The sequence below is a fragment of the Lysobacter sp. Root604 genome (genome assembly GCF_001427505.1).
In the GTDB taxonomy this organism is placed as follows: domain Bacteria; phylum Pseudomonadota; class Gammaproteobacteria; order Xanthomonadales; family Xanthomonadaceae; genus Lysobacter.
The window spans coordinates 840,055-863,579 of the sequence record NZ_LMGS01000009.1 but is presented as its reverse complement, the minus strand read 5'-3'; the positions used below and the strand labels follow the sequence as shown (position 1 = coordinate 863,579).

Sequence of the window (23,525 nt, the reverse complement as noted above, 5' to 3'; positions counted from 1 at the left end):
AGGATACCGCTACTCGCCACCTCCATGACACTTTTAATCCACACATACCGTGGACATAAACGACGAGCGGTCGTGCCGGAACGCGGCCCGGTCGGCAGCGCCGAACCGGCGCCATGGCCCAGCCACGCTCGGCGGGTAAACGGCCCCAGCGGCGACGGCCGGCCAGGGCGGGCGGCGGCGCGGGCGCCCGCCGCCGGCCTTGTCCCTTGCTTAGCTTGCCCCTTGCTTAGAAGGAGTCGGCGGGCACGCGCACCCAGCCTTCCATCAGCACGCGCGCGCTGCGGCTCATCGAGGCCTTGGTCACGGCCCACTCGCCGTCGACCTGACGCGCTTCCACGCCCACCCGCAGGGTCCCGGAAGGATGGCCGAAGCGCACCGCGGCGCGGTCGTTGCCGCCGCCCGCGGCCAGGTTCACCACGGTGCCGGGCACCGAGGCGGCGGTGGCGATCGCGACCGCGGCCGTGCCCATCATCGCGTGGTGCAGCTTGCCCATCGACAGCGCGCGCGCGAGCAGATCGATGTCGGCGGCGGCGATACGCTTGCCGCCCGACGAGGTGTAGTCCTGCGGCGGCGCGACGAACGCGACCTTGGGCGTGTGCTGGCGCTGCACCGCGCCGGAGATGTCCGCAATCAGGCCCATGCGCACCGCGCCGTGGGCGCGGATGGTTTCGAACTTGGCCAGCGCGGCGGGATCGCCGTTGATCGCGTCCTGCAGTTCGGCGCCGGTGTAGCCCAGGTCGGCGGCGTTGAGAAAGATGGTCGGCACGCCTGCGTTGATCATGGTCGCGCGCAGCGTGCCCACGCCCGGCACGTCCAGGTCGTCGACGATGTTGCCGGTGGGGAACATCGCGCCACCGCCCTCGCCTTCGTCGGCCGGATCCAGGAATTCCAGCTGGATCTCGGCGGCCGGGAAGGTCACGCCGTCGAGTTCGAAGTCGCCGGTCTCCTGGACCTGGCCGTTGCTGACCGGCACGTGCGCGATGATGGTCTTGCCGATGTTGGCCTGCCAGATGCGCACGATCGCGATGCCGTCGTGCGGCACGCGCGCGGGATCGATCAGGCCGGCGGCGATCGCGAACGGGCCCACCGCGGAACTGAGGTTGCCGCAGTTGCCGCTCCAGTCGACGAAGGACTGCGAGATGCCGACCTGGCCGTAGAGATAATCGACGTCGTGCTCCGGCACCGCCGACTTGGCCAGGATCACGCACTTGCTGGTGCTGGACGTCGCGCCGCCCATGCCGTCGGTGTGCTTGCCGTAGGGATCGGGCGAACCGATCACGCGCAGCAGCAGAGCATCGCGCGCCGTCCCCGGCACCTGGGCCGCGGCGGGCAGATCCTCCAGACGGAAGAACACACCCTTGCTGGTGCCGCCGCGCATGTAGGTGGCGGGGATGCGGAGCTGGGGGAGGTACGACATGGGCGATGGCTTCCGTGGATCGGGGGAATGGTTGCGTAAGGATCGCGACCTCGACCGCCGCGGCGGCGAGGTCGGCGATATCGGCCTCAAGCCGCCTGCGCGGACTCGAGGAAATCGTTGGCGAAACGCTGCAACACGCCGCCGGCCTCGTAGATCGAGACTTCCTCGGCGGTGTCCAGGCGGCAGGTCACCGGCACCTCCACGCGCTCGCCGTTGCGACGGTGGATCACCAGGGTCAGGGTCGCGCGCGGGGTGCGCTCGCCGATCACATCAAAGGTCTCGGTGCCGTCGATGCCCAGCGTGTTGCGGTCGGTGCCGGGCAGGAATTCCAGCGGCAGCACGCCCATGCCGATCAGGTTGGTGCGGTGGATGCGCTCGAAGCCCTCGGCGGCGATCGCTTCCACGCCCGCCAGGCGCACGCCCTTGGCCGCCCAGTCGCGCGAGGAGCCCTGACCGTAGTCGGCGCCGGCGACGATGATCAACGGCTGGCGGCGCTCCATATAGGTCTCGATCGCCTCCCACATGCGCGTGACCTCGCCTTCCGGCTCGATCCGCGCCAGCGACCCCTGACGCACCTTGCCGGCCTCGTCGCGCACCATTTCGTTGAGCAGCTTGGGATTGGCGAAGGTCGCGCGCTGCGCGGTGAGGTGGTCGCCGCGATGGGTCGCGTAGGAATTGAAGTCCTCTTCCGGCACGCCCATCTTGGCCAGGTATTCGCCGGCCGCGCTGTCGAGCATGATCGCGTTGGACGGCGAGAGATGGTCGGTGGTGATGTTGTCGCCCAGCACCGCCAGCGGGCGCATGCCGCTGAGCGTGCGTTCGCCGGCCAGCGCGCCTTCCCAATACGGCGGGCGGCGGATGTAGGTGCTCTGCGGGCGCCAGGCGTACAGCGGGTCGATGCTGCCGCCGACGGCGCCGTCGGAGCGGAACATGGGCTCGTAGACCTGGCGGAACTGCTCCGGCTTCACGCTGCTGGCGACGATCGCGTCGATCTCCTCGTCGCTGGGCCAGATGTCCTTGAGCGTGATCGGCTGGCCGTCGGGGTCGTAGCCCAGCGCGTCCTTCTCGATGTCGAAGCGCACCGTGCCGGCGATCGCGTAGGCGACCACCAGCGGCGGCGAGGCCAGGAAGGCCTGCTTGGCGTAGGGATGGATGCGGCCGTCGAAGTTGCGGTTGCCCGACAGCACCGCGGTCGCGTACAGATCGCGCTCGATCACTTCCTTCTGGATCGCCGGGTCCAGCGCGCCGCTCATGCCGTTGCAGGTGGTGCAGGCGAAGGCGACGATGCCGAAGCCCAACCGCTCCAGTTCGCTCAGCAGGCCGGCCTCTTCCAGGTACAGCTGCACCGCCTTGGAGCCGGGCGCGAGCGAGCTCTTCACCCACGGCCGGCGCACCAGGCCGCGCGCATTGGCGTTGCGCGCGATCAGGCCGGCGGCGATCACGTTGCGCGGGTTGCTGGTGTTGGTGCAGCTGGTGATGGCGGCGATGATCACCGCGCCGTCGGGCATCTGACCCGGCACGTCCTGCCACTGCCCGGCGATGCCGCGCGCGGCCAGTTCGGAGGTCGGCAGCCGCTTATGCGGATTGGACGGGCCGGCCATGTTGCGCACCACGGTCGACAGGTCGAACTCGAGCACACGCTCGTATTGCGCGCCGACCAGGGCGTCGGCCCACAGGCCGGTCTGCTTGGCGTAGGTTTCGACCAGCTTGACCTGGGCGTCCTCGCGGCCGGTCAGGCGCAGGTAGTCGATGGTCTTGTCGTCGATGAAGAACATCGCCGCGGTGGCGCCGTACTCGGGCGCCATGTTGGAAATGGTGGCGCGGTCGCCCAGGGTCAGTGCGGACGCGCCTGTACCGTAGAACTCCAGGTAGGCGCCGACCACCTTGGACTGGCGCAGGAACTCGGTCAGCGCCAGCACGATGTCGGTGGCGGTGATGCCGGGCTGCGGTTTGCCGCTCAGGTGCACGCCGACGATCTCGGGCAGGCGCATCCACGACGCGCGGCCCAGCATCACGCTCTCGGCTTCCAGGCCGCCGACGCCGATCGCGATCACGCCCAGCGCGTCCACGTGCGGGGTGTGGCTGTCGGTGCCGACCAGGGTGTCGGGGAAGGCCACGCCGTCGCGCGCATGCACCACCGGCGACATCCGCTCCAGATTGATCTGATGCATGATCCCGTTGCCCGGCGGAATCACATCGACGTTGCGGAACGCGCGCTTGGTCCAGTTGATGAAGTGGAAGCGGTCCTCGTTGCGGCGGTCCTCGACGGCGCGGTTCTTGGCGAACGCATCCTTGTCGAAACCGCCGTGCTCCACCGCCAGCGAGTGGTCCACGATCAGTTGGGTCGGCACCACCGGATTGATCTGCGAGGGGTCGCCGCCGCGCTCGGCGATGGCGTCGCGCAGGCCCGCCAGGTCGACCAGCGCGGTCTGGCCGAGGATGTCGTGGCAGACCACGCGCGCCGGGAACCAGGGGAAGTCCAGGTCGCTGCGGCGCTCGATCAACTGGGTCAGGTAGGCCGCCAGCATCGCCGGCTCGGCGCGCCGCACCAGGTTCTCGGCGTGCACGCGCGAGGTATAGGGCAGGCGGTCGTAGGCGCCGGGCGCGATCGCCTCGACCGCGGCGCGTGCGTCGAAATAGTCGAGCGTGGTGCCCGGTAGCGGCTTGCGGTATTCAGTGTTCATGGCTGGCGGCTGGCTTCAATGCGAAAGGGCGGTCTTGCATATGCCGGCATCGCAATGGCGACGGCGCCACGCACGAACCCAGGCCCGCCACATGCGCGCATGCGGTAACCAGGAAGACGGCGATGCCGAGGCCGGGAGTCGCCGGCGGGTGCGATTATCCCGCAATTGCCGTCGCGCCGGGGCCATGCGGCGGCAAAGCCGGGCGTTCCGGGCCACGTAAGCGCCGTCGCAAGCCGGGCGAACGCGCGCGCGGCGGCCGATCCGACCGCGCCGATGCCCGTCACCCAAGGCGATCGCGGTTACCACTGGTTTGACCGTCCCCGTCGAAACGGGCAATCCTCGCCCCTCCCTGGCATCGGCCCTGAGATCGATGAATCGCATGTTCCCAGGCACGCGCGCGCTGCGGACCTTCGAGGCGGCGGCCCGGCATCTGAACTTCACCCGCGCCGCCGAGGAAGTGGGCCTGACCCCGGCCGCGGTCAGCCATCAGATCAAGGAACTGGAGGACCAGCTGGACCTGGTGCTGTTCGCGCGCGGCGGCCGCAACCTGCAGCTCACGCCGGCCGGCATGACGCTGTTCGAAGCCGCGGCCTCGGCCCTGGAATCGCTGCAACGCGCGGTCGGTCGCGCACGCGGCATGGCGCGCGGCGCCACCCAGCTGCGTATCTCTCTGAGCGCGCGCTTCGCGACCAACTGGCTGCTGCCGCGCCTGCCGCAGCTCCAGGCCGCGCACCCCGAGTTGGAACTGAGCTTCGACATCAGCGATGCCCTGCGCGACTTCGACGGCGACGACATCGACCTGGCGATCCGTTTCGGCACCGGCCGTGTCGCCGACGCCTGTGCGGACCGCCTGTTCGACACCGTGATCGCACCTGTGTGCAGCCCACGCCTGATCGCCGACGGCGCCAAACTCGAACACCCCAGTGACCTGCTGCGGCACACCCTGTACTACGTCGACTGGAAGACCGACGGCATGGTCTGGCCGAACTGGCGGATGTGGATGGCCGCGGCCGGCATCGAGAATTTCGACGACCGCCGCTGCGTCGGCTTCTCCGATTCCAGCCACGTCGTGCAGGCGGTGATCGACGGCGGCGGCATCGGCCTGGCCGACCTGGACATGATCGCCAACGACCTCGCCCAGGGCCGCCTGCAGCGGCTGTTCGACACGGTCGTGCCGGTGGCGCCGGAGTACGCCTATCACCTGGTCTACCCGCAGCGCAGTCGCGACGATCCGCGCATCCGCGCGTTTCGGAGCTGGCTGCTGGAACAGGCGGGCGTCGCCGAGAACTGAGGGCGCGCGCCGCGCGCCAATGCGCACCGGGGCCGGAAACCGCGAGAAAACAGCGCCGCCTTGACTAGCAGTGTACCCCCGCAATTCGCGCCCCAACAGACTGTCCGCGTCGCCGCTTGCGCAGTAGAGTTCGCCGCCGTCGCACGTGCGCCGCGCCGACGAACGCCATCCCTACGCTGGAGGTGAAGTTCATGAGCTCCACTTCTTACCCCGCGTTCTCCTCGCCCGAAAGCGAGGCCCGCTATCGCACCGCCTACGACGCGGTGCTGCGGGCCTGGCCCATGGACTACCAGGAACTGGACGTACCGACGCGCTACGGCGCCACGCACGTGATCGCCAGCGGCCCCGAGTCCGCGCCGGCCTTGGTGCTGCTGCCCTCCTTCGCCGGCAGCGCGACCCTGTGGCGGCCGAACGTGGCGGCCTTGAGCGCGGTCTATCGCACCTACGCCGTGGACACGCCCGGACAGGCCGGCAAGAGCGTGCAGACGCGCGCCTTCGCGAACGCGCAGGACCTGGCCGACTGGCTGTCCGACCTGCTCGACGGCCTGGGCGTGGCGCGCGCCTCTCTGGTGGGCGCGTCCTACGGCGGATTCCTGGCCCTGAACCAGGCGCTGCGCGCGCCCGAGCGCGTGCGACGCGTCGCCCTGATCAGTCCCGCCGGCGTGTTCGTCGGCGGCTTGCTGTGGGCTTTCCTGCGCGCGCGCATCGCACGCTGGCTACGCGGCCAACGCCGGCGCGGCATCGCCGACCTGCTCGGCCCTGACGCGACGCTGCACGTCGACGACGAGGCCTGGGCCGCCTTGATGGCGGTGGTCATGAGCGACTCGGCGCGCCCCAACCTGATCGCGCCACCCGTGTTCGATACCGCCGAGCTGGCGACGATACGCGCACCCACCCTGCTGCTGATCGGCGAACGCGAGACGCTGTACCCCGCGCGCAAGACCCTGCGCCGCGCACTAGCGCGCATGCCCGGCCTCAGCGGTGAAGTGATTCCCGGCGCTCACCACCTGGCGGCGCTGGCGAAGCCCGACGAAGTGAATCGCTTGCTGCTGTCTTTCCTGCAAGCCTCTGGCTGAGCGCATACACCGATGCCACACGACCAATGTCGACAAGGTCATATGCGAGTGGTGCCCCATGCACTAGAAGGCATCCGCCTATCCAGCGTGCATCTGCGATAAAGGAAAAGCCTGGATCGCACAGAACAAACCACGATCGGCATCGACCCATCGCGCCCGCATTGCACGGTAAAAAGCCAACCCGATTTGAAGCAATCAACGGACTAGATGAATTCCTCAATTAACTGCTTTCCCACCCCTCCCTTCATGGACATGCGAGTCGACCATGCCAAGCCCCGCCTCAACTATTTCACATAACACCTTAACGTCATTGACAGACAACTGAGCCGCCTCCAAATCAACAGCCCTCGCCACCTCGCACAAAGAGAACAAGCGCTCATACAACCCATCCGAATCAAATTCCGCACAGAACATTGCGACCGTTTTTCGATGAATGGCGCTATAGAAATCCGTGAATAAATTCCAGACATTGAGAGCCAGTTCCGGACTGACAACAAAGCCTCTCCTCAAGCCGCCGACAAGAGCGTCAACATCAAAATAGCTCGCCTCTTTTTCAACCGCATAACCTTTATCTCTTAGGCGAATCTCGAGATCCGCGCGCTCGCAAGACCAAAGCAAGACACCATTCTCGACCATGAAATAGTCAGAACCGGTTGTCGACGCCACCCAAGCAAACCAGACGACTCTACCCTTAAGCAGAAAACCGGTCTGAAAGACTTCTTCTTGACAGTTGAATCTCATCAAATCACATCGGTAGACGCTGGAGGCGGCGGAGGGTCTGAGCTATCAAACAATCGGAACAATATTTGATCCGCGGTCGACGGTGGAGAGCCGTCTGGCATGAAATGAGTCTCTGCATACTTTTTTACTAAAGTTTTGAACCAGCGCCTCTCTGGCTCGGACCGGTCATGCCAACCTCGGTGATCTGGTCGTATGGCACAGCCCATCTCAAGCCAACTCCCTATCGAAAACAGGCATTCACTGCAACTTACATCCGCACTTGGAAACATCAGCAATGTCGGTGATAGACCAACTTTCGTGCGCCGGATTAAAGACTATGCATTTCGCACTCGCCCTAGAAAAACTGAAGCGAAATGAATGAATAATCTTTTTATCGCGATAGACCTTAAAAAAATGAATTTTCCGACCCGACTCGACGGACAGCAATGTGCCTACTTGCTCTTGAACCGCAATTTTCGAGCCGTTATCGATCTGGACCAAGTGCTCCTTTCCAGGATACCTACCAAAATCCGGACTACCTGGAGGTGACAGAACCAAGCCACGATCGACGGACTTCACTTTAACTGGCGACACACAAACACGTCGCGCTGAGGCCGCCGCCACTGCAGGTGCCGCATGAAGCAGAACGACAAACAGAGAAAAAGCGAAGAAATTCTTCACCGAAAGCATCCTCACGGCCTACTACACTACCGCTTATTATCTCTCACTTTCATTGCTAACATTGAAATCGCACCAAATGCCCACACCAGGGAAACCAGAGGGTAATCAAAAAGTGTTGCCGGGTACGCGCGCTCGGCAAAATTCGAAACGCCATATAGAACAAACGTAACCACCAACGCGGCGACCACAGAAGAAGCGTATCCCGCCAAAAAACCGATGCCCACATAGAAAGCCAGAGACTTGTTACGAAGCAATCTCTGGCCAAGAAGCATAAGAATTACGAACGCCAACACACTCATGAGCAGCAATAGCATAGGAAGATACTGCTTGCCGACAATATTTATCCAAAATCCATACGCAATAGCAACGAGTACTAGTGATGCAACTCGCCAGGAAACTGACTTCATGTCATCCCTTCATTTGCAAGGATCTGGTAAATACGGACTAGTAGCATCTAAGCCCGACCTGCGACCATCCTGTGTCGTGGGGCCAGCACCTCGGGCTGTCGTGCTTGCGCAACCAGAAAAGTCTGAGCCGGGTGTCAGACTAATGTGGAACTGTGGGTGCCCTGAGCTTCGTCTATCACGTAGCAATGAATTCCCTACTCTGCAGCAAGAACCCTAGACGACAATAATTCCCAACTGCCGCTAGAGTTCTTTTGATAAGACATCTGCATGTGCATTTCTCCATCCCAGCACTCGGCACCCTGAGCATCGGCAGCACCCCCTGTCTCGCATTTTGCTACGAAGTAAACCCTTACCTCGGCACCATCATCCCAACCGTCGCCAAAGGAGACGCGGTGCACTTTCTCGATAGTGATGACCTTGTAGTTTGCCTTGATCAAGCCACGAAAATCTTGCTCTACGCGCTTCTCCGTAAGCCCTGAAGAGCAGCCAACCGCAGGCGCTATCAAGATCATAAGAATAAATATTCTCATAGTGGCGTCCTTTTAAATATTCTGGGGTCAATCCTACGCGACGACGGCGGCGGCGATGAGAGGGACTGCAAACACTTCCGCATGCATTCTTCAGGCAACTGCTGGTCAGAAAGCCCGCAAACCAGTCCATCAGACGCACTAAAACCACGCTCATTGTTTTGCAAATCGTCCCATTGGAAAGCCCAAGGCGTATCTCCTCGCAATCTGCTTCCAAGCATCCGAATATCCCAACGAATGAAACCGATGACCTCGTTGCCAACTCCTGCTGCACGCGCTTTTCCTGTGCCCATACGATCGCCAACGATGCAACTTACCGTGCAATGTCTCATGGCCGAATTTCGCTCACCGGGGAAGTTGCTGTGCCCCCACAGTCTCCATTGCTCTAGTAGCGCGTAGCGAGCGCGTATTGCTGCTCCATGTCGCTGCCCCAAGTCGTACATAAGCGGGGCGCTTTGCTGAGAACCAAAGCCCTCCAGGCCAGACGGATCAATAGAGCTCAGGGGGCTCCCTCCGACGTAGGCATAGGAATTAATGCCACCACTAAGCCCTATTGGATCACTCTGGACATATCTTCCGCCGTCGAAGTCGTAGTCGCGGAACCCGTTCTGATTCAGCCCGCTAGCCGCATCGTAGCGCTGCCCTGGGAACCGCATGTCGAACACGAACGCGGTGCCGTCCTGATCGGGATCCTGCTCGGGCGGACTGGCGCCGAACGCTTCGCCCTTTAGCTGCCACTTCCAGATCGCCGCGTTGCGCGCGGCGTCGATCACCGCGCGCGGACTACCCAGGTGATCGGGCTCGATGTAATGCAGCTTCTGCGTAGGGCCGTTGCCGGCCAACAGCCCCACCGGCAGATCGTCCAGCCAGACCACTTGCTGCTGCGCCACGCCCGCGTCGTCGTACTCGCCCAGCCAGCGGCCGTCCTCCAAGTACATGGCGTGGCGGATGTGGGTGCCGTTGTAGCGCCGCACCTGCTGGCCCTGGCCGTTGTAGGCGTAGCTCATCTGCACTACGCCGTTGGCCTTGACCTGACTCATTCGATTCAGGTCGTTGTAGACGAATTGCTGTGCGGTGCCGCCGATGCCGGTCGTGTTGCCGACGGCGTCGTAGGTGCGGGCCACGCCGCCCTTCGAGCTCAGGCGATGATTGGAGGCCGGATAGGCGTAGGTCTGGGTGGCGCCGCCATGCAGCATGCTGGTGCGGTTGCCGGTGGCGTCGTAGGCATAGGTGTCCAAGGCGATGCCGGTCGGACCGTCCTGGGTCTGGGTTAGGCGGTTGAGCGCGTCGTATTGATAACGGGCCAGGATCGTCGCCTGATCGGCGGTGCTCAGGCGCGTCACGTTGCCCACCGCGTCGCGATGCAAGTACAGCGACAGGCCGTCTTGCGCCCCCAGCACTTTGTAGACCGCGTAGTTGCGATCCAGATTGCGAGTCATCGCGCGGCCGTTGCCGTATACCCAGCCGGCCGACGGGCTGTAAGGGTAGTAGCCCACCGAGGTGAGCAGAATCTCGCGGGCCTGGCTCGGGCGGGTCACGCCGATCTGGGTGATCTGGCCGTGCGTGCTGCGCACGTAGTCGACCAAGGTACCGTCGGGGTAAGTCACCGACTTCAGGGCGCCCGCCTGCGTGTAGGCATACAACAGTGTCAGGGTAGGGCCTGTGGTCAATACGGTCTTGCGGACCATGCGGCCGAAGCGGTCGTAGCAGTAGCGGATCGTGCTGCCAGTACCGCTGGATTGGCTCAAGCGGCCTTGCGCGAACGTCTCGCCCGCGGGACAGCCGCTAGCGGCCGTGTCGTAGGTGTAGGTGGTCCCCAGGACGGCCGTGGGATAAGCCTGCTGGGTCGTCCGCCCAAGGGCGTCGTAACTATAGGTGGCGGTGATACTGCGGGCGTCGGTCTGGGTCTTGCGGTTGCCCGCGCTGTCGTAGGTGTAAGTCGTGATGCCGGTGTCCGGGCTATTCAGCTGGGTCAGGTCGCCGAAGCCGTTGTAGGCGTAGGTGGTGTTCAAGGCCTTGGGGTCGGTGACCTGCACGACCTGATCGTGGGCGTCGTACTGGAACTTGGTTTCGGCGTTGATCCTACCGGCGCCGACGTCCTGCAGGGTGCGCACCAAACGGCCCAAGGGGTCGTAGTCGTGGTCGGTGACCCGCGCCAGCGCGTCGGTCGTGGCGTCCAGGCGACCGACCGCATCGTAAACATGCTGGGTGGCGTTATTCAGGCCGTCCTTTTCGGTGTGTAGCTGGCCGAGCGCGTTGTACACGCGCGATCGGGTGGCATACATAACGCCGTCGCTCTTCTTGTAGTCCTCGGCCGTGCGGTTGCCGGCGGCGTCCAGGGTGTACTGGATGTTCCATCCGGAGCGATCGGTGACGCTGGTCAATCGCTGCGCGGCGTCGTAGTCGTAGCGGGTGTAGTTGCCGTCGGGCAGGGTGACCTGCTTGACCAGGCCGGTCGGAAAGTACTCGATGCGGGTGATCAGGTCGTCGGTTTCGACCGCGTTGTTGGTACCGCGGACCTTGGTGGCGGTCAGCCAGCCGCGTGCGTGATATTCGTAGTCGGTGACCACGCCGGTGACGTCTTTGAGCGACAACACGCGCCCCTGAGCGTCGTACTTCAGCACTTCGATTATCTGCCCCAGGGCATTGGTGGTCTTCCATAGATCGCCCTTGCGATGCGGGCAGGTCGCTGGAGCGGATGCGCAGCTGGCGTCGTCGCTGGAGTAGTAGGCGTAACCCGTGATATCGCTGACGTCGGTGCGTGGGCCGTTGATCGACTTCAACAATCCCAGCTGCGGACAGGTGCTGTTGAGCGCCGACACATCGGCCGCTTCGCAGTAGGCGTAGGTCGTGGCGCGGGTCGCGCTGTTGGCGGTATCGCGCACGGTCACCGTGACCGGCTGTTGACGTGCATTGCGGGCGATTCTGGTTTCGCGCTGCCCCACCAGGGTCATCAGCAAGCGGTTCTGCGATCGCTCGTAACGCTGCTCGGTGACGCGCGCCTGCGCGGTGCCCTGCGCCTCGGTCGTCGTATGCACGCGCACCAGCAAACCGGACACGGCGTCGGTGGTGTCGGCGTACTGGTGCTTGGTCACCGTGCCGTTGCGATCGGTGACGGTATCGATGCGGCGCCGGAAGTCGGTGGCTTCCGGATAGTAGGTGTAGCTGCGGGTACCGGCGCTATTGGCGACGGACGCCAATTTCTTCGGCGCGCCGCTGGGCGGCGCGGCGGTAAAGGTGTAGGTGTTCGTGCGGCCCAGCGCATTGGTCACGGTGGCTGTGCCCGAGGCCTGATAGTCCAGCACGGGTCCATCCAGCAGGTTGCCCTCGAGGCTGTAGTCGACACGCGCCTTGGCATCGTAGTCGTAGGTACTAAGGCGTCGGTTGTCTTCGGCCGTGACCCCGCTCAGCAGCGCCGGGAACGACGTCGAGCCGTAGTGATAGCGCAGTTGCGCGCCACCGGCGTAGGTCGCCGTCTCGACCTGTCCCCCTGCGGTGTAGCCATAGCTGGCCAGTACCGTGCCTGCTGAGGTGATCGAAGCGATCGGCGAGCCGCCTTTGGCCGAGACATAGGCGAATACGAGCGTACGGCCGCTGTTATGAGTGATGGTGCTCAGCCGCTGCTGGCTGTCGTAGGCGTAACTCAACGTAGTGCCGTCGTCATAACGCTGCTGCAACAGACGCCCATCGGCGTCGAAGCTCAGCACACGGTCGGCGCGATAGATCGTCCACTGCGCACCGGAGGCTACCAACCGATCGCCGCTGCCATCGGCGGCCTCGTAGGCGGCGCCCAAGCTCTTAAACGGCGTGTGCACGCCATCCTCGTCGACTAGCCCGTAGTGCAAAGTCGAATTTCCGCTGCTCGGGTTGGTGCCTATGCTCAGACGGATATTGTGGGAATGCGTCCAGCCACTGCCGAAGCCGCCAGCCGCCGCCGAACCAGTAGAGTTGTAACGCCGCTGGAACGAGATCCAACCCAGGTCGAAATCGCGCGTGGCCTCGGTTTTGTTGCCGCTGCCAGGCTGGCAATCCTCTTCGTTCGGGCACATGCGCACCGGCGCGCTGGCGTAAGTCATCTCGGAGCCCGGCACGCCGGCGCAGGCCTGCTTGGCGCTGCTCCATGCGTGCACGGTGATGTTGGGGCATTGGATCGAACGATTGCGCAAGATCGATCCGTTCTCGTTGGTGCTGCTGCAGCCGCCGCCGCTCATCACGGCGTAACTGGCTGTGTAGGTGGTGTCCTCGTTGAGGCTTTGGCCGTTATCCCAACTGCTCTGTACCTGCCAGTTCGGCGATACGGTCACCATGGTGGACGCGGCGCATCCCTGGCCGGTGCTGTCCGCATTCAGACGCGCCTTGATCTGATCCACCACCATCTGCAGGGTCGCGTTCGGCTGCTGCGGGTCGAGTAGGCTGTGGTGGCTCCACTGTCCCACCACGGGCGGGACGCGCTCGAACTCGTACTGATAGACGGTGCGATCGTCTAGTACGGTCTGCTTGGTGACCTCGAAACTGAAGGGGCCGTAGGGCAGCGAATTGGCATGGAGGCTTTCCATGTCCTGCTGCACGGCGCGCTCGGTGAGGTGCGGCCCGTTGAAGGCCCAGTCGCTGACCCAGACTTGCCCTATTTCCTGCGCGGCAGCGGCGCCGCTAAACCAGGACAAGGACCACAAGAGGATCATCGACAGGCGCAGCCGTACGGCAGTGGCGCGCTGACAGCTCATTCCTTCGAAACCCATACCATCCCCTTCTCTAGTTGTATTACCTGACGCCAGGACGGCCGCACGCTTCCGCCCAGTGACGGGAGCGCCCATGGACAGCACGCGTGAGAGCCGAAAATCCGAGGGCGATTCGCAAGCTGGCGGCATTTCCGTAGCGGTCAGCACGCAGGCGAGATCGGACGACGCCAACCAAGGCGCGCTGCGGATGCTTCCAAGAGCTCGGCGAACTGGCGCCGATCGATTCACGTCCCCTGTGCCTCACTGCCATGCTCCGAGTGGCTGCAGCGTGTCCTTCGAAAGCCCGCGCCTGGAGCAATCCAAACTCGGTTCACAGACATGCTTCTACACCGGCTCGAATGGCGTCAAGCGCCGCGAAACGGCGCGTCGAAATCGGCTCGTTAAGTGTGTTTATTCAGCACGTAATAGGCGTATGAACAACCCAATTGCTCAGCATTAGAAATGCATCATGGCGAGAACTCGCCGCAAGCCTGCACCGCCTACGAGCGATCCAGACGCGCGACGCTGCAGTGACTTGCGTCACCAGGCATGAGCACTTGGCTAACGGCTCAGCGCCAAAGCCAAACCCATGGATCTAAGCCCCGGTTGGCTGCGGATGGCCAGAAACGCGTGAAGCGACAGACTTCCCGCGGGATACTGGAATGGGTCAGCGTCCGCTTGCTAGTACGCGAACGCAGCGTTGACCCTGAGGCACGGGCGCCTCGCGCAGCGACGCGAGGCGCTCGAACCTGACGCGCCTCAGTACTTGGCGTCGAACGCGAAGATCGGCTTGCGCGACTTCCACAGGCCCTGAGTGAAGTCCGGGAAGTCCAGAGTCTGATAGTTCTGGGCGATGGACTGCTCCGACAAGGGCGTGATCGCGCTCCAGGCCACCGCGTCGTAGATGTCGATCGGCATCGGCGCTTCGGCCTTCACGGCCTCGACGAAGGCGTGGATCACGAAGTAGTCCATGCCGCCGTGTCCGGCGCCCTCGGCGTCCTTGGCGTACTTTCGCCACAGCGGGTGGTCGTACTGGTCCTGGTAGGTCTTGAACTCCTCCCACTTGTGCGGCGGGCTGCGGCCTTCGATGTGGATGGACTGGTTGAGGTCCATCCACAGGCCCTTGGTGCCTTGCACACGGAAGCCCAGCGAGTACGGGCGCGGCAGCGAGGTGTCGTGCTGCAGCAGGATGGTCTCGCCGTTCTCGCAGGCCAGGGTGGTGGTGACCACGTCGCCGAGCTTGAAACTGGCCTGGGTGCTGGGATGGGTGGTGCCGCCGCTTTTAGCCACGGTGTATTCGTGCAGGCCGCGCGCCTTGGTGGCGAAGCTGTTGATGCGGGTGAAGCGGTTGCCGCGGTTGATGCCGGTGTACATCGCGCAGGGGCCGATGCCGTGGCTGGGATAGAGCTCGCCGTTGCGGCGCACCGAATGCTCGGTGCGCCAGCGCGCCTCGGACCAGCCCTTGGGGCCGAACTCCACGCCACTGCCGTAGGGCTGGTCGGGGTCGCCGGAGTTGAACTTCACCGCGCGCAGATCATGCTGGTAGCCGCCCTGCAGATGCACCAGCTCGCCGAACAGGCCCGCTCGCACCATCTGCAGCGCCGCCATCACGTCGCGGCGGTAGCACACGTTCTCCAACAGCATGTAGGGCGTGCCGGTGCGCAGCTGGGTGCGCAGCACCTGCCAGTGATCGTCCAGGGTGACGCCGGCCACGACCTCGCAGCCCACCGCGACCTTGGCCTCCATGGCGTCGATCGCCATCGGCGCATGCCATTCCCAGGGCGTGGCGATGATCACCGCGTCCAGGCCGCGCTGCGCCAGCAGGCGCTTGTAGGCATGCACGTCGCCGTCCTGGCCGTAGGCCTTGGGCGCGGGCTTGCCGGCCTTGGCGGCCATGTCCAGCGCGCGCTGCAGCATGATCGGTTCGATGTCGCACAGCGCCGCCACTTCGACGTCGTCGCGCCGCAGCAGTTCCTTCAGCAGCACCTGACCACGCATGCCGGTGCCGATCAGGCCCAGGCGGATGCGCCGGTTCGCGGCCCAGGCCGGCGTGTTCGGCAGCAGGGCGCTGGCGCCGATCGCGGCGCTGGCGATGATGAAATCTCTACGGTTCATGCTGTGCTCCTGTGCATCCGCGGCCGGCTCTGCCATCAGCTTGCCACGCGTGGCTCGAATGAAAGCGGGCGGACGGCGCGAAACCGTCCGATCCGCCGAAATAGGTCAAGGTTTCAGGCGCCAACGCTGATAGCCGTTGGCCAGGCAGGTGTATGTGCGCAGGTACGCGCCGCGCACCGCGCCGTTCATGGGGTCCAGGCACTGCCGCGCGCCGACGTTGTAGACCTCGTTGGAGCCGGGGATCGGCAGCCAGCGCTGGCGCGAACCGTTGCCGCAATCGGCCAGCCGCACCTTGCCGTCGGTATCGGCCTGCAGGCACTTGCTACGCGAACGCATCAGCAGGCGGAAGCCGTCGTCGCGCTCGATCTGCTGGTTGGCGTTGGCGGCGCAATCCCACAATCCGGCCTGAACGCCGCCGGACAAGGTGTCCAGGCAGTAGCCGCTGTGTTCGTTGAGCAGGCGTTGCGGACTGCCCAGGGTGCCGTAGACGTTGGCCGCGGCGGTGCAGTCCTGCTCGGCCGTGCAGGCGGCGCGGGCGATGGTGGCGCAGATGCCATAGGTGGTGGCGGTGCTGGTCACCGGCGCCACGCTGCCCTGCTCCGCGCTGGGCGCATGCAGCACCGCGCTGCTGGCCGGCACGGCCGCGCAGCTCGCGCGCTCCTGGCTGCCTTGCGCGTAGTCCTCAAGAAAGGTGTTGGTGCGGTTGGTCAGCCCGCCCCAGGCCGCGGGCACGTGGATGGTCGCGACCTTGCGCTGGCCGCCGCTGCCGGTGTCGACGATGTAGGCCGCCCAGCGTGCGGGCGCCTCGGCGACGATGCGGATGTCGTAGGTCGCGCGCTGCCGCCAGTCGTAGGTGACCCAGCACTGCACGCCGCTGCCCTCGTGATCGAAGTAGGCGCATTGGGTGCCGGGTTCGGCGGTCCAGCCGGTGGCTTTCCAGATCGAGAAGTTCAAGGCCTTGTTGTGGCCGTCGCGCTGTTGCAGGCCGACGTAGCCGCCGTCGCCGCCCTTGAACCAGAACTGGTGCGCCCAGTAGGTGTAACCGTCCTTGCCGGGCTCGTCGGTGACGGTGGTGGGGAAGTTCATGTCCAGGTAGCCCACATCGGTGGCGGGCCACTGGCGGTCGATGGCGACCATGCCGCCGGCGACCAGGGCGTAGGCGTTGGACGACAGCGAAAGACACAGCAACAGCACGGCATGGCGGATGGTGCGCATGGAACCCTCCTGGTAAAGACGTGTCGTCGTGGCGTGGTCGCGCACGGCGGCCGCCCCGGTCAGGAGCGGCCGCGGGGCGCTGCGATCAGAACTTGTAGCCCACCGAGAAACTGAAGACCCGGCCGAAGTTGTTGGTGTAGCCCGGGAAGGTCATCCAGTCGTTGGGGTCGTAGAACGGATGGCGGTCGAACAGGTTCTTGACGGTGGCACCGACGGTGAGCTTGTCGGTCGGCTTCCAGGTCACGCCCAGGTTGGCCGTCCACCAGGCCGGCGCGCCATCGCACTTGCTGGGCTGCACCGAAACGAAACTGCCGGTGCAGGTCTCTTCGTTGTTGTCCTGCGCGTCGATGCGGTCGTAGGCCCACTTGGTCTTGCCGACGTAGTTGACGTAGAAGCTGGTGTTCCAGTCGCCGTAGTTCCAGTCGACGTTGAAGGTCGCGCGCAGACGCGGGTTGTTGTAGTAGCCCACGGTGTTGCCGTACAGCCAGCCCGAATCGTCGCCGGCGTGGTACATGTTGCGGCGCGCGATGGTCGCGGCTACGCCGACGTTCAAACGGCCCCAGTCGCCCAGGTCGAAGCGGCTGCGCGCGTCGATGTCGAAGCCATCGACCAGGGTGCGGCCGCGGTTGCGGTACTGGCCGATGACGCTGGAGATGTTGCCGATGCTGTAGCCCGGCAGCGTGCCCGGACAGGTCACGCCGCTGGCCGGATCGGCGCACATCGCCGCCAGCGCCGCCAGGTTGGCGCGGTCGGCGTCGGTGATGCCGAAGCGCGTCATCGCCAGAATGTCCTCGGGCTTGCTGTAGTCCGGCGCGACGATCTCGTTGCGGCGGTAGATGAACCAGTAGTCGGCCGACACCGACAGCCAGTTGGTCGGCTCGTACACGAAGCCCAGCGTGGCGATCTTGGCCTTCTCCGGCTCCAGGCCCTGGTTGGGCTGGGTCAGACGCGCGACGTTGCGGCTGCAGTCGGAGTTACGCAGCGTGCGGCCGAGGTCCACGTCGCCGGGACGCGCGGACTGCAGCAACAGGTTGGCGATGGCGTTGGTCTCGTTGCAGCGCACCTCGTCGCGGTAACCGCCGATCTGGGCGAACACGCCGCCTTCGCCGGCTTCGGCCAGGCTGGGCGCGCGGAAACCTTCCGAATAGGTGCCGCGCAGCATCAGCTGCTCAAATGCTTGGTACTTCAGGCCGATCTTGGGCGCGAAGTTGGCGTTGAAGTTCGGGTACTTGTCCACGCGCGCGGCCAGTTCCAGCTCCAGCTTGTCGGTGATCGGTGCCACCGCCTCGCCGAACAGCGCGTAGGTGGTGCGCTTGCCGTCGAACCAGGAGCCGCCCTGCTGGGTGATCAGGCCGTTGGCCGCGTCGGGGTTGCCCGGCGTGAAGAAGGTCTCGCGGCTGAGGTTGAAGCCGAACGCGGCGCGCACTTCGCCCGCGGGCAACGCGAACAGCGGCCCCTCGATCTTGCCGTCGAGGGTGTGCAGGCGGGTCCAGGATTCGATATCGAAAGTCGGATACGCCTCGCGCAGCAGCTTGGCGTTGGCCTCGCTGATCTCGCCGAACTTGTAGGCCGGGTTGTCGGAGATGATCACGCGGCCCGTGGCCGGGTCGACGGTGAACGGACCGAAAGCGCGTTCGAAGCCTTCCAGGTTGACGTTGGTGGTCTGATACGTGACCGAATGCGATCCGGCGGTGGTGAAGGCGCTTTCCCAGTTCCAGTCGCCCAGCGCGCCGCGCAGGCCGAACATGCCGCGGTAGCTCTTGTCGGTGTTGCGCTGGCCGAAGTGGTTGCCGCCCACGTCCTGCAGCAGGTACTGCAGGCCGACCACGCCGCCGTTGATCGCGCGCAGCGCGGGGCTGGCCTTGTTGTAGACGTTGTTGGGGCCGAGGTAGGGATAGAAGAACTGGTTGACGGTGTTGCCGGTGTTGCGCGAGAACCAGCTGGTCGGGTTGCCGGTGGTGGTGCCGAACGCGCGCGGCGTGCCGCCGTTGGCGCGCAGGTCGATGTCGGTGTACGTGGCTTCGGCGAAGGCTTCGGTGGTGTCGCCGATCAGGAAGCGCGCGCTGACATAGGCAGTGGCGCGCTCGGACTGGGCGCCGCCGTCGATCTCGTTGTTCAGCCAGGTCTGCCAGATGCAGCGCGGTCCGGCCGCTTCGACGACGACGTTCTGGCAGCCCGGGGCCGCCTCCTGCGTGCGCCGGCCGGTGACGGGATTGATCGCGAAGTAGCTGCCGGGATTGAACACGCCCGGCGCGCTGCCGCTGCCCAGGCGCAGATTGTTGATGTAGTTCGGGTTGTTGACGTAGAACTGCTCGGGCTTCTTGTCGTACCACTCCGACAGCGGGATCGGGTCGCGCCGGTACAGATTGACCGAGCCGTAGACGTTGTAGCGGTCCTCGTCCAGATCGCCGAAACCGCCGGTGAAGCTGAGCTGGTGCTCGCCGTAGGAATCGAAGCGCGGCGCGAAGTCGGTGGTGAGGTTGATCTCCGCGCCCTGGTACTCGCGGCGGGTGATCACGTTGATCACGCCGGCGACCGCGTCGGTGCCGTACACGGCCGAGGCGCCGTCGGTCAGCACTTCCATGCGCTCGATCGCGGCAGCCGGGATCGAGTCGATGTTGACGAACTGGGTCTGGAAGCCCGCCGGCGCGCCGTAATAGGACAGGCGGCGACCGTTCAACAGCACCAGCGTGCCCTGCGCGCCGAGGCCGCGCAGGTTGGCCTGCGAGGCGCCGTCCGAGCCGGTGAACAGCGACTTGGAATCGACCTGCGCCGGGCGCGCCGCGGGCAGGTTGTCGAGCACCTGCAGCAGGGTGCGCGCGCCCATGTTCTCGATGTCCTGCTTGCTGATGACCTGCACCGGCGAGGCGGTTTCGACATCGGTGCGCTTGATGTTGGAGCCGGTGACCTGGATCCGTTCCAGTTCGGTGGCCTTTTCCTTGGCCTCGGCGTCCGGCGCGGCGGTGTCGGCGGTCTGCGCGTAGACCGGGCCGGCGAGCGCGGCGGCCAGAGCGATGGACAGCGCGGTGACGGGGATGCGGCGGTGGCGACAGCGTTGGCTTGAATGCAACATCTTCGGCTCCATTTCGATCGGCGGCGCTGGGCGCTGCGCGGGCGGGTTGGCTTGCGTGAGGCAACAAAGCTCCGGTGCCGCGGCCCACGGGCCGCAGTCGGAAGGCGAGTGCTAGGAATGACGCTGGCTTAGGGCGTGGCGATGGCGGCGGTATCGCCCTCCTGTCCGATCAACACGGCATTGGCCCAGTTGGCGCAGACCTGCGCCGGATGCGCGCCCTGCGCGCCAAGGGTGCGCAGGCTCAGACGCTTCAGACCCCGGATATCCAGTTCGGGCTTGACCACGCCCGGCGCGCGGACCAGACCGCTGTCGAACAACAAGCGCTCGTCGCCCCAGACCTGGAATTGCAGGCCGCCCGCATCGCGGCAGCGGTCGTCGATGCCCAGATCGGCGCGCAGCAGGCGCCAGTCGCCCTGCAGGTTCAGATCGAGCCGGCTATTCGCGCCCACGCCCAGGCCGCGCCGGAACTGCAGGCCGTTCATGCGCATCTCGCTGGCGCCGCCGTAGGCGCGGTCGCGCGCGATGTCGGTGGCCGTCGCCAGTTCGGACAGGTAGTAGTGCCGCTCCGGGCGCTCCGGCGCGCGGTGCTCGAGCACGCGGAAGGTCGACAGCGCGATCGGGCCGACGTCGCGCGGACGCTGCGCGTCGACCGCGCGCGCGCCGCCGCCCTGCGCGGCCGACACCATGGGATCGCTGCCGCTGGCGGCGTCGCCGTCCGGGTTCTGGGTGCTGAGCACGCGGAAGCGCAACAAGCGGCCGGCGCGCGGCGCGAAATCGATGCGCTGCAGCTCCTGTTGCAGTTTGAGCTGGCCGCGCGCGATCGGTTCGCCCCACTCGCCGTTGCTGTCGGCCAGATAGATTTCGTAGTCGCGGACCTGGCCATGCTTCCAGTGCTGATCGTTGCGCGGCGCGATCTCGAGGCCGTCGACCAGGGCGCGCTCGCCGAAGCCTATCGTCCATTCGTGCGCGCCGGTGCGCACCGCCTGGTTGCGCACGCTGCGGAACCAGGTCGCCGGGTCGTCGTCGAAGGCGTTCTCCAGCGGATGGCCAGGCTCCTCGGCCGGGCGGTTGACCACCAGCAGGCTGTCGGGCGGCAGCGCGCGGCCCTGCGCGGGCGCGGCCGGGAAGTCGTCATCGGCCGCGGCGGGCGCGGTCGGCAGATCGATGCGGAACGCGAGCGCGCTGCGGATGTCCATGGGCGCGGTGCGCACAAGCACGGTGCCGCGCCGATCGGCCGGATCGTAGGTCCAGCCTTCGCTGGCGGCCTGCAGCGCGGCGCGGTCGGCCAGCGCCGGCAGCGCACGCCCGTCCAGTTCGACCGCGCGCGGGCGCTCGCGGCTGAGCAGACGCAAGGCGTAGCGGCGCTGCAGCAATTGGCCGGCGTACTCGCCGCGCTGGCCTTCGATGCGCACGCGCACTTCGCCGCTGCCCTGCGCCGGCGCCTGCATCGCGATGGCCTGCTCGCTGAACTCGCCCTTCTGGTAACGGCGCGTGTTGCCGTCGTCTTCGTACAAGACGTAGCGCGACTCGCCGTGCGGATACAGGTCCAGGGTCAGCTCGTCCAGCGGCTTCTCGCCGTCGTAGAGCATGGCCGGATACATCGGCAGGATCGCGCCGGCGCGCACGAACACCGGCAGGGTGGCCAGATCGATCTGGCGATCGAGCTGGCGGCCCTGAGCGCCGGCCTGCAGCTGGCGGCCGTCCCAATAGTCGATCCAGCGGCCCGGCGGCAGATGGATGTCGCGGCGCCAGCCGCGGCTGGCGGCCTGGCTGCGGTACACCGGCGCCACCAGCAGTTCGCGACCGAGCAGGAACTGGTACTTGTGCGCCTCGGTATAGGCCTGCGGATCCTGCGGGTAGTCCCACATCAGCGCGCGCAGCGGCGGCGCGCCGGTCAGCTCGGCTTCGCGGGTGAGGCCGTACATATACGGCGTCAGACGCATCTTGAGCTTGAGGTAGTCGCGATTGATGCTGCGATAGGGCTCGTCGTACCACCACGGATGCTTGCGCCCGGCCGAGGACCAACCCGACATGCCCATCAGCACCGGCGTGAAACTCTTCCACTGCAGATCGCGGGTGTAGGTCTCGGCGCTGCCGCCGAAGATGCCGTCGACGTCGCCGGTGGCGTAGGCCAGGCCCGACAGCCCCGAGCCGATCAGGGTCGGGATATGCCAGCGGATGTAGTCCCAGCTGCCGCTCTGGTCGCCGGTCCAGGCCACCGCGTAGCGCTGGATACCGGCCCAGCCCATCACCGTCCACAGGAACGGGCGCGAATCCGAATTCTTCAAGATGCCGTCGTAGGCGGCGTGATTGGCGTCCATCGCGAACTGGTAGCCCTTGCCGGTCCAGGCCACGTCCAGCTTCTGCACGCGGCTGCCGGCGGTGCCGACTTCCCAGGCGATCTTGTCGACGCCGTCCTCGGTCCACAGGCCGGTGCGGAAGCCATAGCGCGCCAGGCCCTGCACCACCTTGGGCAGCTCCTTGTAGCCGCAGCCGTAGCCGTCGTTGGGCAGAATCCAGCCGCCGGGCATGTCGTGCTCGCGGTACTTGCGCGCGACGCTGTCGACCACGTCCGGGGTGCTGCCGCTGGGGCCGTCGCTCCAGCCTTCGGGTACGGTGCCGGGCTTCTTCTTGTTATCGCCGTCGTTGTAGCAATCGGCGTCGCCGTAGGAGAGCGCCCAGCGCGGCAACAGACCGGCGCGGCCGGTGAGCGCGGTGTAACGGTCCAGCAACTGCGGCAGGCCGGCGCCGACGAAGTAATAGACGTCGAACCGATCCTCGCGATGCAGCAGGGTGGCCTGGTCGGGCTGGCGCAGGTCGTAGCTGCCGTCGCTCCAGGTGTTGCGCAACATGCCCCAGCCGCGCGAGCTCAACAGCATCGGCGCCGGGCTCGGGCGATCGCCCTCTTCCCAGCCGCCGGAGTAGGAGATCTCCAACTCGCGGCCCTTGAACTCGTAGCGACCGTTCTGCTGGCCGCCGCCGTAATAGTGTTCGCCCGCGTCGCTGGACAGCACCTGCACGCTTTGCTCGGCGGCCAGATCCAACGGCTGCAGTTCGCGCCACAACGCGATCGCGCGACCGCCTTCGATGCGTTCCAGCGACAGCCGCAATGGCTGGCGCTGGATATGCAGCAGCAGCGCTTCGGTGCGGATGCGCACTTCGTTCGCGTCTTCTTCGTAGGTGTGCTCGACCTTATTGACGGGCTGCGCGGGCACGATAGGCGTGGCCTTGTCGCCGTTGGCGCTGAGCTCGCCGCCGCGGACGGCCTGCACGCGCAGCAGATCGGCGCGCAGCAGTTCGATGCGCAGGCGCGCGCCGCTGGCGGTGGTCAGCTCCCAACTCGGGGTCCCCTCGCGCGCCGGGCCGGGTGCGATCGCACGCAGGTCGCCGACCGGCTCGGCCAGCGCCGGCACCGCCGAAAGCAGCAGCCAGGACATCGCTGCGATGAGCAGGCGGCCATGGCCTCGTGCGCTGGTGTCCACCTTGCCCCCAAGCCCGCCTAACGCGGGGATCCGAAACGCTTGCGACCGACTCTAGGGCAGCCTGTCGAAATATGTCAACAAATTGCAAAGGAAAAAGAAGGATATTTTCCTCATATCGA

Annotated in this window: 13 protein-coding genes; 2 read left to right on the top strand and 11 right to left on the bottom strand. The window is 65.6% G+C overall.

The window, feature by feature from the left end:
- Nucleotides 1-226: 226 nt before the first annotated feature.
- Together prpF and acnD are read right to left on the bottom strand one after the other, a co-directional pair.
- A complete protein-coding gene (gene prpF, locus ASD69_RS12040) occupies nt 227-1,417 on the bottom strand; it encodes a 2-methylaconitate cis-trans isomerase PrpF (protein ID WP_056178129.1) in 1,191 nt (396 codons plus the stop codon).
- Between the two features lie 86 nt (nt 1,418-1,503).
- Nucleotides 1,504-4,101 carry a Fe/S-dependent 2-methylisocitrate dehydratase AcnD gene (gene acnD / locus ASD69_RS12035; RefSeq protein WP_056178127.1) on the bottom strand — a complete coding sequence of 866 codons (2,598 nt, stop codon included), beginning with the start codon at nt 4,099-4,101 and terminating at the stop codon, nt 1,504-1,506.
- 379 nt (nt 4,102-4,480) lie between these two features.
- Between acnD and gcvA the strand changes: the two genes are divergently transcribed.
- Entirely contained in the window at nt 4,481-5,392 is a 912-nt protein-coding gene (gcvA, locus tag ASD69_RS12030) for a transcriptional regulator GcvA (RefSeq protein WP_200943990.1), read from the top strand.
- A gap of 191 nt (nt 5,393-5,583) precedes the next feature.
- Complete coding sequence (locus ASD69_RS12025; protein ID WP_056178123.1) at nt 5,584-6,468, top strand: alpha/beta fold hydrolase; 885 nt, start codon at nt 5,584-5,586, stop codon at nt 6,466-6,468.
- Nucleotides 6,469-6,684: 216 nt separating this feature from the next.
- On the opposite strand, the gene ASD69_RS21955 is transcribed toward ASD69_RS12025, so the two are convergent.
- The 9 genes from ASD69_RS21955 to ASD69_RS12000 form a co-directional block, all read right to left on the bottom strand.
- Entirely contained in the window at nt 6,685-7,209 is a 525-nt protein-coding gene (locus ASD69_RS21955) for a hypothetical protein (protein ID WP_157499170.1), read from the bottom strand.
- A 237-nt stretch (nt 7,210-7,446) separates the two neighbouring features.
- The gene (locus ASD69_RS21950) at nt 7,447-7,869 is read right to left on the bottom strand and encodes a hypothetical protein (protein WP_157499169.1); all 423 of its coding nucleotides are present in this window, start codon (nt 7,867-7,869) and stop codon (nt 7,447-7,449) included.
- Nucleotides 7,870-7,895: 26 nt separating this feature from the next.
- Nucleotides 7,896-8,276 (bottom strand): hypothetical protein, encoded by a 381-nt coding sequence (locus ASD69_RS21945; RefSeq protein ID WP_157499168.1) that lies wholly within the window; start codon nt 8,274-8,276, stop codon nt 7,896-7,898.
- Between the two features lie 194 nt (nt 8,277-8,470).
- Nucleotides 8,471-8,806: a hypothetical protein gene (locus ASD69_RS21940; RefSeq protein ID WP_157499167.1), complete on the bottom strand. Its 336-nt coding sequence runs from the start codon at nt 8,804-8,806 to the stop codon at nt 8,471-8,473.
- Complete coding sequence (locus ASD69_RS12020) at nt 8,803-13,542, bottom strand: RHS repeat-associated core domain-containing protein (protein ID WP_162250646.1); 4,740 nt, start codon at nt 13,540-13,542, stop codon at nt 8,803-8,805. Before ASD69_RS12020 ends, ASD69_RS21940 begins: the two co-directional genes overlap by 4 nt.
- A 738-nt stretch (nt 13,543-14,280) precedes the next feature.
- The gene (locus ASD69_RS12015; protein ID WP_056179876.1) at nt 14,281-15,636 is read right to left on the bottom strand and encodes a Gfo/Idh/MocA family oxidoreductase; all 1,356 of its coding nucleotides are present in this window, start codon (nt 15,634-15,636) and stop codon (nt 14,281-14,283) included.
- A 105-nt stretch (nt 15,637-15,741) separates the two neighbouring features.
- The gene (locus ASD69_RS12010) at nt 15,742-16,851 is read right to left on the bottom strand and encodes a ricin-type beta-trefoil lectin domain protein (protein ID WP_056178118.1); all 1,110 of its coding nucleotides are present in this window, start codon (nt 16,849-16,851) and stop codon (nt 15,742-15,744) included.
- Between the two features lie 85 nt (nt 16,852-16,936).
- Nucleotides 16,937-19,924, bottom strand: coding sequence for a TonB-dependent receptor (locus ASD69_RS12005; RefSeq protein WP_056179874.1), 2,988 nt, complete (start codon nt 19,922-19,924; stop codon nt 16,937-16,939).
- A gap of 128 nt (nt 19,925-20,052) precedes the next feature.
- Nucleotides 20,053-23,361 (bottom strand): TIM-barrel domain-containing protein, encoded by a 3,309-nt coding sequence (locus ASD69_RS12000; RefSeq protein ID WP_056178116.1) that lies wholly within the window; start codon nt 23,359-23,361, stop codon nt 20,053-20,055.
- Between the last annotated feature and the right edge of the window lie 164 nt (nt 23,362-23,525).